The following is a 17,270-nucleotide window of genomic DNA, read 5'->3' as shown; positions in this document are numbered from 1 at the left end:
GAGCGATGAAAATTTTTAAGCAGATAGGATCAGGGTTGCTCTTCGCCGTTTTGTTGGGACTGGCGGCGTGTAGTGACTTCGAGGACCATTACACGAAAGAAGGCGATTCGGTGGACAAAACAGTAGGCGAATACTTGGCCTCCAATGCCGAATACGCCCAGTTTGCCGAATTGGTAAAGACGCACGGTTATATGGACAGCATTTCCGGCGTGCGTCCCGTGACGCTTTTTCTTCCGCCGAAGGGAAGCCTTGAAGGCTTATCGGTTCCGGCGGACTCGATGGCCAAAATCGTGTCGTATCATATCGGGAACTCTCTTTTGTACGATTATATGCTGGAAGGCGACGAAGACCTTTGGGTAAAGTCGCTTTATGACGGAAAGAACATTTGGGCAAGCAAAAAAGGCGGAAGCTTGGGCTTTGACCGTACGGTGCGTCTTGGCGCCAAGCCGGTCCATTGCTCAAACGGTGTAGTGTATACGTTGGACGCGCCGTTGTTGCCGCAACGAAATATTTTCCAAAACGTTTGGGCGCAGACCGAAGGCTATGAAGCCTACAAGGAAATGGTGCTGGACGACAGCTTACTTTTCGACATCAAAAACAGCTTTCCTCTGGGTGTGGACGAGCTTGGCCGTACCGTTTACGATTCGGCCTTCATGCTCGATTATATCTTCCTCAGAAACGTGGGCGATATCAATGACGAGGATCGTAAATACGGCAGTCTTTTGTATTCGGATAAAATGCTCGAAGCCACATTCGACAGAATGGTAAAGCGCTATTATGGAGAAGCTTCCAATCTTCCTGAATTTTTGAAAGATGAAGAAAATGTGGAAAAAGTGCTGACGCAAATTCTTCGCTCAAGCCTGATTGCGGAAGATACCGAGACTCTGGTTTTGGGTGATACGCTCACTACTACTACAGGCCGGAAGATCCTCATTACCCAAGAATGGCTGGACCGTCCGGGCAAAAAGCTGAGCAACGGTTTTGTACATGAGCTTACGGATGTGGATTTCCTTTCCTCTCCCCTGATGGGGCGCAGTATCATTGAGGACGGATCGCTTGACGAACACCTGTACTTCGATTCCGGCGATGAGGAAGTGGAATTCGGACGGGACAAATTTGGCGGCGATTTCTTCGGAACATTCGTTTCCGAAAAGCCTTTCTGGTTCGAATACCGGATTCCTGAACTGATGGCGGGATTCTATTCCCTGTCGGTAAAAGGCTGGGGGCCGGAGAGTACACAGGCGATTGTCTATGTGGACGGCAAAGAAGTCACTACGCACTATAACCCCGCGGAAGACGGAACGCTCGTGTTTTTTCCTGATATAAAATTCGGGACGTTTGGCGAAAAGACCGTCCGCTTTGAGGTGAACGTGCCTGACGATGAGGGCAAGTACAAGATGGCGATCGGCAATATGGTTTTTATGCCGGTACAAGAGTAGCGTTAGGGACGTCCGTTGCGCCGGAGTTTTTCATCGTCGCAACGGTTTAACAACGATTAATCATTTCAGAAATGAGACAATTTTTAATTCATATATTCTTTTTGGCCTTGACGCTGTCCGGCATATCGGCCCGGGCGCAACAGACCGTTTCCGGCGTCGTGAAGGACGCTTACGGCGGAGCGCCTTTGGAAGGGGTGGTGGTCAACTTGGTCGGAAGCAAAGGGGTGTCTGACTTTACGGATACCGACGGACGCTTCAGTTTGCCCATTTCGTCAAAAGACGAAGTGGCTTTGGAATTCGCTTTTGCGGATTATAGGACAAGGCGTGTTTTTCTCCACGGGTGCTCTGAAGTAAATATCAGCCTTGTGGGCGTGGATCGTCCCGCAAAGGGAGAGCAGACGGTGAAAACCGAGGCTGGCTCGCAGCTAAGACGTGACCTGTCCGGCTCGTCGGTTACGCTTACCGGTGACCAGATCCGCGAGCGCGGATACTTGAGCCTCGACAAGGCTTTGCAAGGTATGGTGCCTGGCATGTTGGTCGAATCGCATTCCGGCGCTTCGGCGACTGGCGGTATGATGACTATCCGGGGAACTTCGGGAATGTCAACGACAGCCAAGCCCCTGATCGTTTTGGACGGCGTAATTTACGAAACCAATACCGGAGGCCTTTCCGCCGTGGAGGGTTATACTTACAATCCGCTGGCGAATATCAGACTCCGCGACGTGGAGCAAGTGACCGTGGTGAAAGATGGAATGGCCGGCATCTACGGCTCGCTCGCTTCAAACGGCGTGATTTACGTCTACACTTCAGAGAGTAACGTAAAAAAGACCCGGGTAGATTTTAGCGCCAATTTGGGCTGGATTCAGGCTCCCCGTACCGTACCGGTTTTGGACGCTAAGGGGTTCCGTTCCTTCGCTTTGGAGCAAGCCTTGGGCAGTGGTCTTTCCTATTCCCAAGTGGAAAACGAATTTCCTTATTTGGTGGAAAAAGCGGAAGGCGAAGACCGTTACCGTTACGGCCAAGACACGGATTGGCAAGACTTGGTGTATCGCAACGGAATGATGAGCGCCTATTCCGCCAATATCGAGGGCGGTGATAATATCGCTTCTTATAACCTTTCAGTAGGATATAATAAAAACGAAGATGTAGTCGAAAACACCGATTACGAGTCCTTCGATTTTCGGATGAACGCCCGGATTCAGATGTTGAAAAGCTTGGTGGTTCGTCCGCAGGTGTCGCTTTCGAAAGTGACGGCCAACATCCGGCCCGAAGGACTGAACGGAACGACAAACCCAACTTTTAGCGCCACGCTCAAGTCGCCTTTGATGGGCGTTTACAAGCGAAGCGAAAAGGGAATCGAGCTTCCTTTTTATGACGAAGTGGGCGGTTTCGGAATGAGTAATCCGGTGTCCTTGGTTGACAACGGCGTAGGTCTTCACGAAAACTTCCGCGTGCGAGCTGGATTGAAAGCCACGCAACGGATTTACGAAGATTTGGACTTGGACGTAGACTTGACTGCTGATCTTTTCAACCTTGACGAAGGGTCGTTCGTGCCACGTACAGGCGGTGTTCCGCAGTTGGAAGGCCAAGCCAAAAGCGTAATGCAGAATTCCCAAAAACAATTCTACTCGATTTTGGGAGAGGCCCGCTTGCGCTATGCCAAAACAATCGCCAACAGGCATAACGTAGGCGTACAGGCGGGCACAAGAATCCGGACCAACAGACTGGAAGAGGAACTGGCTACGGATATCAACTCGCCGTCCGATAAGTTTACGGTAATCGGTAGGGGAGACGGTAACTACCGTCAGCTTAAGCCCGAAAACGGCAATTGGAATATGGCTTCCTTCTACGGCCGGGCCAAATACTCTTACCTCGATAAATATTATCTGGACGCCGGCGTGAATATGGATATCAGTTCCCGCTTTACCAAAAGCAACCGCATGGCCTATTTCCCCTTCGCTTCGGCGGCTTGGAGAGTGTCAGCCGAACCGTTTTTGGCTTCCGCCAAATGGCTGGACGATTTCAAAATCAGGGCCAGTTACGGCTTTACGGGCAACGATGATATCGGGTACTATTCGTCAGGTTTCTATTACGTAGCCCGTCCGTATTTCAATATTTCCGGCTTGGTGCGCGGCGGTATTCCCAATACGGATTTGAAATGGGAAGTCAGCAAGCAACTGGATTTGGGTGTAGACTTTACGTTGTTCGACAATCGTGTGCGTATTACCGCCGATTATTACAAAACGACTACGGAAGACCTGATCACAGCCCAGCAACTCGACACTTTTTACGGTACCAACCTATTGCTCAGCAACTCGGGTTCTTTGGAGAATACCGGTTTTGAGCTGGCCGTGAACGTGGACGTTTATCGAGGCAAGGACTTCTCCCTTGATCTTGGCGCCAGCGTGGCCACCAACGAAAACAAGGTGGTGGAACTTGGCGACAACGCGAGCCTCGGTGCTGATGGTGTCCGTTTTCTGCAAACCCAAATCGAGGGTGGTGAGATTATCTCTCGCGAAGGCGACCCGATCAATACGTTCTACGGATACAAAACCGCAGGCGTAATCGCCACGGCGCAAGAAGCCGAACGCCTGAACCTGCGCGACCGTCATGACCGCCCTTTCAAAGCCGGCGATATGGCCTTCGTGGACCTGAACGGTGATAACGTAATCGACGAATCGGACAAAACCGATATCGGAAGTCCGTTGCCTGAATTCTTCGGAGCCTTTACGGCGAACGCCCGTTACAAAAAGCTCAGCCTGAACTTGGTGTTCGACTACGCTTACGGCCACGAAATCTTCAACTACAAGCGCAAGACATTGGAATCGATGGTAGGCTACGCCAACCAGTCGGAGGCCGTGGGGCGTCGCTGGAAAGAGGACGGTCAAGTAACGGATATTCCGAAAGCCAGCTTTGGCGATCCGGCCGGAAACGCCCGCTTCTCGGACCGTTGGATCGAGGACGGATCGTTCTTGCGTCTGCGCAACGTGGCGGTCTCGTACGATTTCGATATTCGGAACAAACTGATCCGTAGCCTTAGGGCATACGTTTCGGCCTCGAATATTTTTACCCTGACGGAATATCTGGGACAGTCGCCCGACGTGTCGTACAGCAACGACGTGATGCAGCGCGGCGTCGATTACGGACGCCTGCCACAGCTCCGCTCGGTGATGATGGGCGTTAAGTTGGGAATATAAGCTTTATTACGATGAGAACAGTGTTTCATAAACTGAAAATAGCCAAGGCCGCCCTTATGGTGGCGGTCTCGGCCCTCTTGTTTTCCTGCTCCTCGTTTCTGGAACCTTCGCAGGATTTGATCCAGGACAGGGACGATCATTACCAAAACCTTGACCAAGTGCGTCGCGGAGTTATAGGCGCCTACGCCGGTCTGCAGGATTTGGTGGAGGAGCTGGTAGTGCTCGGCGATCTGCGTGCGGATTTGATGACGACCACCCGCAATTACGATGCCTTTTTGGAGGAAATCGAATTGCATAACGTGTCGGCGGACAACCCGTATATCGATGCCCGCCCGTATTATGATATCATTCTGAACTGCAATGATATTCTGGATAATATGGCCAAGGCGAAAGCCGATCCGCAGATGACCGAATTGCAGTACAACGGCCTGGAAGCCGAAGTGAAGACGCTCCGGGCTTGGGTTTACCTACAGTTGGCCCGCACTTACCGCAAAGTGCCGGTGGTGAAAGAAAGCCTGAACGGAACTTTCGGAGATTATGATCCCCCCGTTTACGGAATGGTGGATATGGTCAACTGGCTGATCCAGGAAATGAACGAGGCGATAGAACAGCCCGTGCCGGATTGGAGGGTTTTCCAAAAGGAAAAAGACAAAGACCCGAAAGAAGTAAGCCAGCCTTGGCGCCTGACCCGCATTAGCCGAAAGGCGCTGTTGGGTGAGCTTTACTTGGAATCGGGGAACTATATGCGCGCTTCGGAGCTGTTTTACGACGCTATCATTAGTGGCGGTACCGGCAAAGATGATTTGACCCTTAAATGCTCTGAGGCTTCGGGCAGTGATTGGAGGAAATTTTGGGAAGTGGTTTCGATCGGAGATCACGTATCAAAGGTCGAACACCTGACAGCCATTCCGTTTTCCCGCTCACAGCATCAGCGCAATGGCCTGATGTCGCTTTTTTCCAATAATCCGGTCCACAGTTATGTTCTGAAGCCGACCGAATTGGCTGTGCAAGCTTGGGAGTCCCAGCCTAGAGATGGGAGTTCGGGGGTTTTATTTACGGGAGACTTTACCAGAGGCCTTAATAAGTCATATGCTCGTATCGGTATTGATACTTTGGTTTACAAATATATGCTGGGCAAGTCACCTACCAGAAACCAGAACGACGCCGTTTACTGCATTTATCGCGCGGCGGATCTCCATTTGCTATATGCCGAGGCTATCAATTTGGCCGGGGATTCGGACAAGGCATTGGACGTGATCAATGAAAAGCTTGACGGTTCGCCAAAAACAGCGGGCGTTCGTGGGCGAGTGGGCCTTAAGGGGGTAAATCTGCAAAATATTCAGGACCGTTATCCGGAGATGAGCGCTCGAAAAGACTTGGTGGAAATGGCGATTCTGGAAGAGCGGGCTTTGGAGTTCGCTTACGAAGGACGCCGTTGGAACGATCTGGTACGTTTCGCTACACGCTCCAACAGGCTGACGTGGTTTGCCGAAACCGTAGCGAGAAAGTTCAAGGAAACTGATCCTGAAAAATATAAGTCAGTGAAAAACCTTTTGAAAGACAAGGACAATTGGCGTTACGAAATGCCTAGAAAAACTCTGGATCTTTGATAACCGACGAAAGAGAAACAGCGATGAAAAAATATCTGTATTTAATGGTTTTGGCCACGCTGGTTTTTGCGGGATCGTGCAAAGACAGTGGCGAAGAGGATATTCTGGAAGATGACAAGTTTTTGGAAGTGGTCACCGAAGTGGCCGGTGACTTGGACGGCGGAATGACACTCAAAGGCACAGTAGTGAATTTGGGAGAGACGGAAATCGAAAAAGTGGGATTCGCTTACTGGGTTCAGGGAAACTTGGGAACGCGTAAAGAAGTGGAGGCCGAGTACAATGCTTCGGAAAAGACTTTTACGGCTACCGTAACCGACCTTAAGTCATACACGACGTACGCTTATGCGGCCTTCGCCGAAGACAAAATATCCAAAGAAGAAGGGGATATCCTGAGCAAAAAGACTCCGGTGGCCGCCGGGGTGGAAAAACCGCAGGCGAAGACAGGCGAACAAAGTTACGTTTCATTCAACTGGGTGGAGGTAAGCGGCGATTTCCTGTCTGACGGAAACAGCGAGCAAGCCCGCGTACTGTTCACTCTTTGGGAAGAAGGGACCGTAGGCAAGGAACGCACCCTCGATGTGGAACCGGAAGAGGGAGCCGTAACTGGAGTCTTCGATAAACTTAAGCCCGGCGTGGAGTACGCCTACGTTTTGGTGGCTATGAACGAGCTGGGAACAGCCGTAAGCGATACGGTTCTTTTTGAGACCAAGCCAATGGCTTTCGTAGACATTGACGCTACAGGTACGGGTGACGGTTCCAGCTGGGAAAACGCCTTCACGAGCGTAAAGACAGCGATGGAAACCACCCCAAAGGGAATCGAAATTTGGGTGGCCGAAGGGCTTTACGCCGAAAAGGATATCCCCGTACAGCGTGGTTGGGACCTTTATGGAGGCTTTAACGGAACGGAAGAAGAACGTAGCCAACGCGATTGGATGAAGCATCCGACCATTATAGGAAGGACAAAAGAGATGGCCGAAGCGGATCAAAGCAACCGTTTCCGGATATTCTCAAACCGTTACGAGCGTAAACTCGACCGCTCCACAATCGACGGCTTTACCTTCCAATACGCCAACGGAAAAGGCGTTGACGGCGGTGTGCTTTATTCCAATCCGGGTAGCCCGCATTTCCTGAATTGCAACTTCAAATTCAACAAAGCGGAAAAAGCCGGCGGTGTTTTTCAGGGAAAAAACTCCCACGCTTACTTTTTCAATTGTGTGTTTGAAGGCAACCGGGCCGAAAAATATCATGGTGGAGTGTTGCGGCTTATGAGTGGTACGGAAGGGTTAATCATCGAAAACTGCAAGTTTATCGACAACTATGCGAAATCCAAAGGAGGAGCCATTTACACCGAAAGGCAAATCACGATTAAGGATTCGGAAGTAAGCGGTAACTACGCCAATGAAGGTGGTGCCCTGTTTCTGAATCAATACAATATCTGTCCGATCTTCTTGGGGATAAATACTTTCTCCAACAATGAGTCGGGCAACGGAAAGGATGAGATCTGGGGTCGTGGCGCTAACGGTTGCGCTCCCTAAGTTTTTTGTTAAGGCCCGCGCTTGGCGGGCCCTTTTTCAACATTGAACGAAAACAAAATGAAAATCTTTACACATAGATCTTCTTGGCTGATGGCTTTGGCCATGGTAGCCGGCTTGGCCTCTTGCAATGAGGACGAGGAAAAATTTATCCCTCCGGGCGAAGATAAATTCGATATGGCCCCTTTGCACGTTCTCAACGACGTGTCGCAATACTGGAACACATCGCTTTTTGGGCCGGGCAACGGTTTCGCCGACTTTTTGGAAGCGGAGAACCAATACCAGACTATATCGCTTCCGGCGATGGAACGCACCGATCCGAGCGCCACAAACTTGTGGAACGTTTATATGAATACCGAGCTTAACCGTCCGTACAGCGAGGCCGATATGGCGAGGGTTGTCGGGTATTCCAAAGAGAAAAGCGTGGCCATTTACGCCATGAATGACGGAGACCAGCTGGATAACCTTAATGCTTTTACCAAAAAATTCAATTTTGAATTCGAACAAGGGCCGGTAGGGGCCGTGAGCCTGAAAGCGGGCGGTAGCGTTACGCCGGCCAACGGAGGCTTTTTCCTTAAACTTGAAGGTGACTGGGAAATTCTGGCGGAGGCTGGAGGAAAGCCCGTGGTGGCTATAAAACAGATGGAACGTAGTGTGGTGATAGCCTCGGGTATCGATATTTTCTCTAACCGTAAGGCCGAAAACGTAGCCTTCTTCAAAACGATGGCCGAAGGCGCTTTGGACAAAGGTGCTGCGTTCGTATCCCTCAGTCCTAAAAACACCGTCGCTTTCGACAGTAAGTTAGAGGAAGGAAAGTTTAGCCTTTCGTCAGCCTCTTACATTGCGGATTTGCTCCCTGACGCAAAAGAGCGTTTAGGAGAGGTCTTCACCGAATTGCAGACCCAGACAGGCTACGGCGAGGGCGCCGACGCTTTGGATATAAGCCTTATGCCGTCGGGAGATCCTTTGTCGGAATTTGAAAACGGATACTTGGTAGGGGCATACGCCGGAGGTTTCCCGGCTGACAACGACCAGATGACTTTTGAATTAGGAAAAGCTCTTCACCAATGGAGCGGAGCCTCATCGGGTGAGGCATTAGACAGCCTTGGTTTATCGACTTATGTGTCCGCTATGGTTGCCGAGAATATGGGCGTAGCGAACGCTGTTGATCGCTTCGTAAAGCCGATTATCGAAAAAGCGAAAGCCCATCCGGATTATCAGGCCTATGATCCCGTTACGATGTCGGAAGAGGAGTTGAAAGCTTTTCCGCAGGAGGTTGCTGAGGGGAAATACTTGGAGGTTATTGACGGGTTACGAGCAAAGTATGGCGATGATGCAGTGATGAAGTTTCATGAGAAGAAGAAAGAGATTCTACCTGCGGGGTATAAAGTCACTCCACATGATCTTACATGGATTTGGGGAAATACTTTAGATGATAAGGTTGCAGTTTTTGAGGCATTTAAAAGTAAAGGTTATTCTGTGAATGCAGACCAAGTTACTATGCCTGGATCCTATAACGATGAGTTTGTAGATCCCGATAAGTTCACTTCATATGGTCCTCAACACTCATCTTATCCGACGAAAAGACTTTATGATGGTCGTTATGATTTTTGGCATACGGTGTGGGGATCAAGTGCGCCACCATTTCCTCATGAGGTAGTAATTGATATGAAAGAAGCTAAAAAGTTGGCTTATATAAAATATTACCCAAGAAATAGTACGAGCCTTAAAGATCACCTGACTGAAGCGGAGTTTTACGTTAGTGATGATGAACAAAATTGGGGAGAACCTGTAGGTGTATTTGTATGGAGAAAGGCTTACACTAAAGACACGAAGGATATCTATTTCACAAAATTTAAAACAGGAAGATACTTTAAGATGGTTATCAGAGAGTTTTGGCGACGGGGAAAAGTGGACCCTAATAATACTTTTTCTTGTATTGCTGAGTTACAATTATTTGAATTTAAGAGCTATAAATAGGTTTTAGTATAGCTGCGCCAGCTGGCTACCCGGCTGGCGCCATTTTTTAGTGGCGGTTGGTATGTGAAGAAGAATTATAAAAATGCGTTAAAGGTGGCCCAAAGGTTTGGTCAGCATTCTATAAGCTTCTAAATATCAATGTTATGAGAATGGTTGTTTTTTCGCTTTTGATAATGATTTTTGGATTGTCTAATATTGTAGTTGGTCAAAGTGATGATTATTGGGATAATTATGACACTACACTAAATTTGGACTTTAATTTTGACTCGTCCGAAGTCTCAATTCCGATCGACGATGTAGTGACAAAGGATTATTCATTTACTTTAAATGGAATTGATTGCGTCGTTACGGTAAATTATTTTGATCAAAAGAATGTTACTTCCATAGCGGTTGATACAGGAGATTGCTCAGTTTCAAGAGTTGCTGTTCAAGGAGCTTATGGTGTCTATGTTCCTCCAACAGAATTTGATAGCTACTTTTATGTTGATATTTCAGACAATGCATTATGGTATCCTACAATAGAGGTTGAGGTATATGGTGTGAAAGCGACATTATACTTTATAGATACTCCTTTAAATGGTATTCTTTAAAGGGTGTAGTACACGTGAGCAATCGCAACACGGCTTCGAAGACTTCTTCCAGCAAGGGAATAACCGACATAGGAAGGGAACCAAGGTCAGTTAGTCTCCAAATTTTTTGAGGCACGTAAGTTTTTTTCGAAAAAAAATCCCCGTCGGAGCGTTTCCGTCGGGGATTTTTGATGTTTGTCGCTTCGGCCGTGGTTTTTGCGCATAGTTAAGCGCACCAATCCGGCGAGTCGGGTGGTGTTGACGGAGTGGGGATTAGCTGTATTACCGGAGCGCCGATATTATCATCATTATGGCCTTCGGTTATAGGCTGTTCGTAATTTTCGGGAGGGTGTTTTAGGGCTTGGTGCTGACGGAGAATTTTTTCAAGTTCCAGCAATTCCCGGTAATGAAAAGGCTTTTGGTCTAAATCAAAAAGCGGTCTGAATCGTATTGGTCCGTATGCAGTCCGTCGATTGATTCTATAGTATAGAAGGGTGTCCGAATACCAAGCGATGAGGGTGTGCGGTGTCGTATGGACATAATCCAGACGGCGCATTTTATGATTTAGAAAGTAGATTCGGCGTTTTACGCAAGCCGAAATGCGGGTGCGGGCCTCAGCTAAGCGGTGTGCGAAGAAGGGGTCATAGGTTCCGTCAGGTGCGCTGTTTCGCTTAAGTTCTCTGGATATGGTGGAAGGCGCCCGGTTTAGTGTCAAGGCCGTGGCGCGTATGGTCCAAGCGCCTGACCGGTAGAACAGGGCTATGGTTTGGCGCTCTTCCAGGCTCAGCTTTTTATGGGCGTATAGGTTGGTCATGCTTAGCGGAGTATACGCATATTCGGAGTGTCGGATGGATTAGTTTTTTCGCCTACTGCGTATGTTTTGTCAAGAAAACTAAGGATGCCACTACCCAAAACGCCTGACATAACGTAGTTTTCGATATACAGCTCCACGGCTAATCGTTTTGCGTTAAGCGTTTCACGCTGACAATAGATCTCCTCATTGCGGATAACCGCGTCCACTTTCGGTGTTTTGGACATCCGTAACTTCAGTATTTTCATTTCAGCATCTATTATCATGGCTTGTGCTTCGTGTTTTTTCTTTACGTTCTCAGTTTCTTTTCTCATTTCGGCCAGTTGCAGACACGAATCATGTTCGGTTTTCATCGATTCTAACCGACTAATCATTTTTTCCGCTTGGGTGTCTTTGGCTTTTGCGTGGTTCTCTTGATTTATCAACCTTAGGGTAAGGTGTTTTAGCTCGGAATTTTTCCTGTCCAGAAAACTCTGGCATTCCTTCAGGTTCGAGGCTATATCCGGATAAGAGGAAGGCGGAAGCATTTTTTCGGGATCGAGCATTGAGGATTATTTTCGGTCTACATTTCAAAAAAGTTCAGAGGAATCGATAACAAAATGTAAACGCTTAGTCAATGGAAATCAAGGTGGCTGTAATGATTGACTGAAAAGCCGGAAGTAATGTGGGTAAAGAAAATTGAGGTTTCCTATGGTATAAATAACAAAGACGGGCCGTGACCCGTCTCCATTTCTTTTTTGAAAAAATAGTCTTTCAAGCTCTACTCAATTGTATAGGCCAAACTAAGAAAAAGATTAGAGGTCCTAAAGGTTGCGCCTTTTAGTTTAAGGTACGTCGTCTCCAAATCGTCACTGACATTCGTTATACCGAGGTTGTACCTTAGGTCTAAGCCGATTTTTTCTGTGATATTAAGTCCCATTCCAATATTGAACGTGAGATTAAGGGTTGAGAAATAGTCTTCGACTTTTATTTGTCCGTCTCCGTTTTCTCCATTCACATTGGCGCCGGTCAAAAGTCCCAGCTGTGGACCGGCCTGAAAACTGAAGTTTTTGGAGGCATAATATTTCCCGATTACCGGAAGGTTAGCGTACGATAGATTAATGTCCTCATCAACTTTATCAAATCTGGCCCCCTCTTTAGAATAAACAAGTTCGGGCTGGATAGAAAAATTTTCCGTCAACCTGAATTCGATTAGCATACCCAATTGGTAGCCTATTTTAGACGAAGCGTCTTTGGCGTCATTACCGATAAAGTTAACCAAGCTCGGCCCTCCCTTTAATCTGAAGATATGGTCTTGGGCGTTGGCGGAAACTGTGGAGAGGAAAACGATAAATGCAAAGGGAAGAACTTTATACAGTTTCTTCATGATGATTTAAAAATGTTCGTTGAAAAATACACGGATACCTGAACTGTGTTGCGAATTTATAAAATCGAAGAATATGTTTATATGAAAAAATACATCTAATGTGTTGTGAAATATGTTTGGTGACCATAAAAAAGACGGGCAAAAAGCCCGTCTAAGTTATACGATATTTGCGTTTCAGCAGGAATTAGAATTTGAAAGAAACTCCGAGAAGGATGTTTGATGATTTCGTATCTGCGGCATCCCCTTGTTCAGGTTCTTCACCTACCTTAGTCAAACCAAAGTTGTATCTAAGATCAACACCAATTTTTTCCGTGATATCATATCCAGCGCCAATGTTCATTGAGAAGTTTGTTGATTTAAATGAATCCTTAACCTCTACATCGCCCAACTTTGACTCTCCGTCAACATTAGCGCCTACCAAGAAACCAATTTGAGGACCTGCCTGCAAGTTTAAGCCTTCTGTGACGTAGACCTTGGCCATTACAGGAACATTAATGTATGACAAGTTCCATGGAAGGTCAGCTTTGTCATCCTTAGATCCTTCTTTTGAGAAAACGAGCTCGGGTTGGATCGCAAAAGCATCAGACAATTTAAACTCTGCAAAGGCGCCAAGTTGATAACCCATTTTTGTTTTAGCGTCATCTGCGTCATCACCGTAGAAATTTACAAGGCTGGCACTACCTCTTACACCAAAGTTAACGTCTTGTGCTTTGACAGTCACTGTCGCTAACAATGCGAAAAACAAAACCGGAAGAATTTTACACAATCTCTTCATAGTGAATAAAAATAATGGTTTAAAAATAAATAAATCAAAATATGACCGCAAACCTATGAAAGATGATCGTGAATTAAAAATCGAAAAGTCATATTTATGAATGAATTTAAACTAAAAAGACTGTTTTTATTTTTTGTGGCTATTGATTGTAAAATTAATTTACATTATTAGTCCTGTTTTAGGTAAGTGGAGCTTATTGAATATGTTGAAATTTATTTAATACAAAAAAAACAAGATATAGGTCGGGTAATTTATTCTCATTGCTATTACGTATTTCGGGATACTCGTCGATTTAGAAAAAGTGATTCAATTTTTGTTTGAAGTCAAGAAAGAAGGCGGGATTCCATGCTGGAAAAAGATACTTAAGAGGCTAGTACAAAAAACGGCTAAAGAATAAGATATTCTTTAGCCGGCTACAGTAAAATTTCTGTCGTGTTTACGCTATGATTTTTTTCCGCTTCAACTTATTTCGGTAAGCGTTGAACAAGCTCGATTTCGAAATAAATCCGTAATATTTTCCGTCTTTCAGTACCGGCAAGTTCCACGCTCCGGTCGCCTGAAATTTGTTCATGGCGTCGCGCATGCCTTCTTCAGGCGTTACGGTGGCCGGTGGTTTGTGCATAATCGTGTTCACGATCAAATTACACCGGTTTTCCTCATCAAACATCTTGTCCCTGATATCGTCAAGCGTGATGATGCCGAGCAGATGTTCCTCGCTATCCAGAACGGGGAAAATATTCCGTTTCGATACTTTTACCAGTTCCACCAAATCCGCCAGCGTGGCTCCGTCTCGAATGACAAGCAGATCTTTTTCTATGATCTTCTCGATTATGATCTTGTTCAACACTGCGCTATCCTCGTCGTCTTGGAAAAGCTGTCCGCGCTGGATTAGCTTTTTGGTGTAGAGCGAGTATTTTTCGAAATAAGAGATTGTGCTAAACGAGATGGCCGACACCAGCATTAAGGGCAAGAACAGTGTGTAACCGCCCGTAATCTCGGCGATAAGGAAGATGCCCGTTAGCGGAGCGTGAAGAACGCCGGTAAGCACGCCGCACATTCCCACAAGGGTAAAGTTACTAACACTTACCACAGGCTGGCCAGCGACTACGTTGATAATCGAAGCCAAGAAAAAACCCGTGATACCGCCCAAGAACATAGACGGCGCAAACACACCGCCACATCCGCCAGCTCCGATGGTTAGGGAGGTAGCGACTGGTTTGAGCAGAATAATGCCCAACACACCGAGCAAAAAGACGGTGTTGCTTTCGCCGGGCGTAAAGAGGTAATGCTGTTGGCCGAAGATATCTACCCCGTTGCCGTTAAGCATAAGTTTGATGGCTTCGTAACCTTCGCCGTATATCGAGGGGAAAACGAAGATAACCAAGCCCAGGGCCAAACCGCCGACGATGGCACGCAAGGCGTAATTTTTTATTTCCTTGATTTTCGGCTCCACATAGTAAGTCACCTTCGTGAAGTACAGGGCTATAAATCCCGCCAAAATCCCGAGAAGGATATAATATGGAGTGTCAGACGCCATAAAAGGGTCGCGGAGCTTAAAGGAGAACAAAACGTCCGACCCCAGCAAGGCCAATGAAACCAAAGCGCCGACCACTGAAGAAATCAGTAAAGGGATAAAAGTGGCGACGGAAACTTCGGCGAGAATACATTCCAAAGCGAAGATAACGCCGGCTATGGGCGAGTAGAAAATCGCCGAGATGGCACCCGCGGCACCACAACCTATCAAGAGTGTTCGCCGGTTATAGTCCAAGTGCGTCATTCGCCCGAAGTTCGAACCTATGGCCGATCCCGTGGCCACAATCGGGGCCTCAAGACCCACCGAACCGCCAAGCCCTACGGTGATGGCACTGTAAACGAGCGAAGTCCATTGTTTGCGCGATGGTATTTTGGACGATTTCTGGGAAATGGAATACAGAATGTCCGACACGCCGTGCCCGATTCTTTCTTTAAACACGTACCTCGATAACAGCACCGTGGCCAGTATACCGATTATCGGATAAGCGATATGCAGGGGGTTGTCGTAAAACGTGTTTGATTCGGGCTCCAATAATGCGTGCACAAAGTGGACGGTCTCTTTCAAAAGCACCGCGGCCAAACCCGCCAACAGACCTACGATGCCGCTGACGATCATCGTAAAGTTTTTGTTGTTAATGTGTTTGACTCTCCAGAAAAGAAACTTCTTAAGCATGGTGGCTTCTCCCGTAGGAGTTGGTTGATGATTTAATCAGGCGATACGCACCGGCTAACGGAGGGGCGTATTTCCTTCTATTTTTCCAGTTGGTGTCGGGCTAAATATGCCAGGGTCGTGTGTGGGCCCGGGTTGGTCCGGCGAATACATTGGTCGGGAGCAAATATCGTTGTTTTGGCCGGCCATTTAATATGACATAAGACATATTTTCGATGTTTTGGCAACATTACTCTTCCAAACACGTATAATCTTACCTCTTTTTTCGGGTCAAATGTATTTTCTTTGCCAGACAGCGCCTTCTGTTGAAACGATCCAAAGGCCCGATTCTGTTTTGTAACATCCAAAAAACCATACGTATGATAGCGGATTTTAGAAGCGATACCGTAACGAAACCTACACGCGGTATGTTGGAGGCGATGAATGCTGCGCCGGTCGGCGACGACGTATTCGGGGAAGACCCCGGCGTCAATGCCCTTGAGCGAAAAGTTGCGGAAATGTTTGGTAAGCAAGCCGCTGTCTTTTGCCCTTCGGGTACGATGACCAACCAAATCGCCATCAAAGCGCATACCCGTCCGGCCGACGAGGTGATTTGCGACCGTTTGTCCCACGTTTACAACTATGAGGGCGGAGGTATCGCGTTTCATTCCGGTTGTTCGCTCAGCCTTATGGACGGTGACCGTGGCAGATTTACCGCCGAAGACGTGGCGAATAGCATCCGCCCGGACGATATTCACTCTCCGCGAACCTCGTTGGTAGCCGTGGAAAATACGACCAACAAAGGCGGAGGCGCCTGCTGGGATTTTGCTGAGTTGCAAAAAATACGCCGAGTGTGCGATGAAAACGGTTTGGCGTTCCACCTCGACGGTGCCCGGCTTTTCAACGCTTTGGTGGCAAAAGGCGAGACGCCCGAAATGTACGGCAACCTCTTCGATTCCATTTCCATTTGCTTGTCCAAAGGATTGGGGGCCCCGGTAGGCTCATTATTGTTGGGCGACGCCGAATTTATTGAGTATGCCCGAAGAATCAGAAAGCTGATGGGTGGCGGCATGCGGCAAGCGGGATCTTTGGCCGTTGCGGGGATCTACGCCTTAGATAATCACGTCGAAAGGTTGGGAGATGACCATGCCAGGGCCAAGCGTCTAGCCGAAGTATTGTCAAACCTGGCGTATGTTTCGAAAGTGATCGAACCCGAGACCAATATCGTGATCTTCGAATTGAAAAAGTCACTGGATCCTAAGGCGTTTTTGTCGGGTTTGGAGAAAGAAGGTGTGAAGGCGGTTTCTTTCGGAGGGCAACTGATACGTTTTGTAACCCACCTCGACATTACAGAGCAAATGATGGAGCATACGATTGAAAAATTGTCGGCCATCAGCCTTTGATTGTTAATGGAAGCCCGGTCGCTTCGTTGGATTTTTGACGTAAATGTCCGGGTTTTCAAATTGTTACAACTTTTTCTGGTCTTCTGTTGTCTTTTTATAGAGAAGAAAATTATTGATTTCTTTCTATTAGAATGAAGACAAACCGTATTACGATAGCGATATTCGGGCTGGTTGTGGCCATATTTGCCGTAAAGTCTTGCGGGAATATCAAGGAAGACCAAGCCTCCGAACCGATTTCAGCCCAGAAAAAAGAAGTTAAGGAAGAAACTGGAAGGCTATTTCCGTTTTGAAGTCGCATCTCTAAAAAAGAGATTGCCTGAAAAGTTGAGTTGTGTTTAGGATAGAAAATAAAAAACCGCTTCGGAAACGAAGCGGTTTTTGTTTATAGGTAGGCTCCTAAGCGGAG

At 47.4% G+C, this 17,270-nt stretch carries 13 protein-coding genes; 8 read left to right on the top strand and 5 right to left on the bottom strand.

The window, feature by feature from the left end; translation table 11 throughout:
* Window positions 1-5 precede the first annotated feature (5 nt).
* The 6 genes from AABK39_RS14800 to AABK39_RS14775 all read left to right on the top strand — a co-directional run bounded on the left by AABK39_RS14800 (window position 6) and on the right by AABK39_RS14775 (window position 10,348).
* Window positions 6-1,439: a fasciclin domain-containing protein gene (locus AABK39_RS14800; protein ID WP_338392119.1), complete on the top strand. Its 1,434-nt coding sequence runs from the start codon at window positions 6-8 to the stop codon at window positions 1,437-1,439.
* A gap of 71 nt (window positions 1,440-1,510) precedes the next feature.
* Window positions 1,511-4,636 (top strand): SusC/RagA family TonB-linked outer membrane protein, encoded by a 3,126-nt coding sequence (locus tag AABK39_RS14795; protein WP_338392118.1) that lies wholly within the window; start codon window positions 1,511-1,513, stop codon window positions 4,634-4,636.
* An 11-nt stretch (window positions 4,637-4,647) separates the two neighbouring features.
* Window positions 4,648-6,246, top strand: coding sequence for a RagB/SusD family nutrient uptake outer membrane protein (locus tag AABK39_RS14790; protein ID WP_338392117.1), 1,599 nt, complete (start codon window positions 4,648-4,650; stop codon window positions 6,244-6,246).
* Window positions 6,247-6,269: 23 nt separating this feature from the next.
* Window positions 6,270-7,781, top strand: a complete 1,512-nt coding sequence (locus tag AABK39_RS14785) for a hypothetical protein (RefSeq protein ID WP_338392116.1) — start codon at window positions 6,270-6,272, stop codon at window positions 7,779-7,781.
* A gap of 57 nt (window positions 7,782-7,838) precedes the next feature.
* Entirely contained in the window at window positions 7,839-9,758 is a 1,920-nt protein-coding gene (locus AABK39_RS14780) for a discoidin domain-containing protein (RefSeq protein ID WP_338392115.1), read from the top strand.
* A 143-nt stretch (window positions 9,759-9,901) separates the two neighbouring features.
* Entirely contained in the window at window positions 9,902-10,348 is a 447-nt protein-coding gene (locus AABK39_RS14775) for a hypothetical protein (RefSeq protein ID WP_338392114.1), read from the top strand.
* 205 nt (window positions 10,349-10,553) lie between these two features.
* On the opposite strand, the gene AABK39_RS14770 is transcribed toward AABK39_RS14775, so the two are convergent.
* From AABK39_RS14770 to AABK39_RS14750, 5 genes are all read right to left on the bottom strand, one after another.
* Complete coding sequence (locus tag AABK39_RS14770; protein WP_338392113.1) at window positions 10,554-11,141, bottom strand: helix-turn-helix domain-containing protein; 588 nt, start codon at window positions 11,139-11,141, stop codon at window positions 10,554-10,556.
* A 2-nt stretch (window positions 11,142-11,143) separates the two neighbouring features.
* Window positions 11,144-11,683 carry a hypothetical protein gene (locus AABK39_RS14765; RefSeq protein WP_338392112.1) on the bottom strand — a complete coding sequence of 180 codons (540 nt, stop codon included), beginning with the start codon at window positions 11,681-11,683 and terminating at the stop codon, window positions 11,144-11,146.
* Between the two features lie 215 nt (window positions 11,684-11,898).
* Window positions 11,899-12,504: a porin family protein gene (locus tag AABK39_RS14760; protein WP_338392111.1), complete on the bottom strand. Its 606-nt coding sequence runs from the start codon at window positions 12,502-12,504 to the stop codon at window positions 11,899-11,901.
* Window positions 12,505-12,688: 184 nt separating this feature from the next.
* Window positions 12,689-13,279: a porin family protein gene (locus AABK39_RS14755; protein ID WP_338392110.1), complete on the bottom strand. Its 591-nt coding sequence runs from the start codon at window positions 13,277-13,279 to the stop codon at window positions 12,689-12,691.
* A 436-nt stretch (window positions 13,280-13,715) separates the two neighbouring features.
* Window positions 13,716-15,485: a chloride channel protein gene (locus tag AABK39_RS14750; protein ID WP_338392109.1), complete on the bottom strand. Its 1,770-nt coding sequence runs from the start codon at window positions 15,483-15,485 to the stop codon at window positions 13,716-13,718.
* Window positions 15,486-15,841: 356 nt separating this feature from the next.
* Between AABK39_RS14750 and AABK39_RS14745 the strand changes: the two genes are divergently transcribed.
* Together AABK39_RS14745 and AABK39_RS14740 are read left to right on the top strand one after the other, a co-directional pair.
* Window positions 15,842-16,864: a threonine aldolase family protein gene (locus AABK39_RS14745; RefSeq protein WP_338392108.1), complete on the top strand. Its 1,023-nt coding sequence runs from the start codon at window positions 15,842-15,844 to the stop codon at window positions 16,862-16,864.
* A gap of 131 nt (window positions 16,865-16,995) precedes the next feature.
* Entirely contained in the window at window positions 16,996-17,154 is a 159-nt protein-coding gene (locus AABK39_RS14740) for a hypothetical protein (RefSeq protein WP_338392107.1), read from the top strand.
* The last annotated feature ends 116 nt before the right edge of the window (window positions 17,155-17,270 follow it).

The organism is Fulvitalea axinellae (assembly GCF_036492835.1).
GTDB classification, from domain to species: domain Bacteria; phylum Bacteroidota; class Bacteroidia; order Cytophagales; family Cyclobacteriaceae; genus Fulvitalea; species Fulvitalea axinellae.
This window is presented reverse-complemented; position numbering and strand designations above follow the sequence as displayed.

Bases quoted from the DNA above. Each gene is read 5' to 3' on its own strand.
- AABK39_RS14775 (WP_338392114.1), top strand. From the start codon at position 9,902: ATGAGAATGGTTGTTTTTTCGCTTTTGATAATGATTTTTGGATTGTCT.
- AABK39_RS14750 (WP_338392109.1), bottom strand. From the start codon at position 15,485: ATGCTTAAGAAGTTTCTTTTCTGGAGAGTCAAACACATTAACAACAAA.
- AABK39_RS14755 (WP_338392110.1), bottom strand. From the start codon at position 13,279: ATGAAGAGATTGTGTAAAATTCTTCCGGTTTTGTTTTTCGCATTGTTA.
- AABK39_RS14745 (WP_338392108.1), top strand. From the start codon at position 15,842: ATGATAGCGGATTTTAGAAGCGATACCGTAACGAAACCTACACGCGGT.
- AABK39_RS14765 (WP_338392112.1), bottom strand. From the start codon at position 11,683: ATGCTCGATCCCGAAAAAATGCTTCCGCCTTCCTCTTATCCGGATATA.
- AABK39_RS14770 (WP_338392113.1), bottom strand. From the start codon at position 11,141: ATGACCAACCTATACGCCCATAAAAAGCTGAGCCTGGAAGAGCGCCAA.
- AABK39_RS14760 (WP_338392111.1), bottom strand. From the start codon at position 12,504: ATGAAGAAACTGTATAAAGTTCTTCCCTTTGCATTTATCGTTTTCCTC.
- AABK39_RS14740 (WP_338392107.1), top strand. From the start codon at position 16,996: ATGAAGACAAACCGTATTACGATAGCGATATTCGGGCTGGTTGTGGCC.
- AABK39_RS14795 (WP_338392118.1), top strand. From the start codon at position 1,511: ATGAGACAATTTTTAATTCATATATTCTTTTTGGCCTTGACGCTGTCC.
- AABK39_RS14785 (WP_338392116.1), top strand. From the start codon at position 6,270: ATGAAAAAATATCTGTATTTAATGGTTTTGGCCACGCTGGTTTTTGCG.
- AABK39_RS14780 (WP_338392115.1), top strand. From the start codon at position 7,839: ATGAAAATCTTTACACATAGATCTTCTTGGCTGATGGCTTTGGCCATG.
- AABK39_RS14800 (WP_338392119.1), top strand. From the start codon at position 6: ATGAAAATTTTTAAGCAGATAGGATCAGGGTTGCTCTTCGCCGTTTTG.
- AABK39_RS14790 (WP_338392117.1), top strand. From the start codon at position 4,648: ATGAGAACAGTGTTTCATAAACTGAAAATAGCCAAGGCCGCCCTTATG.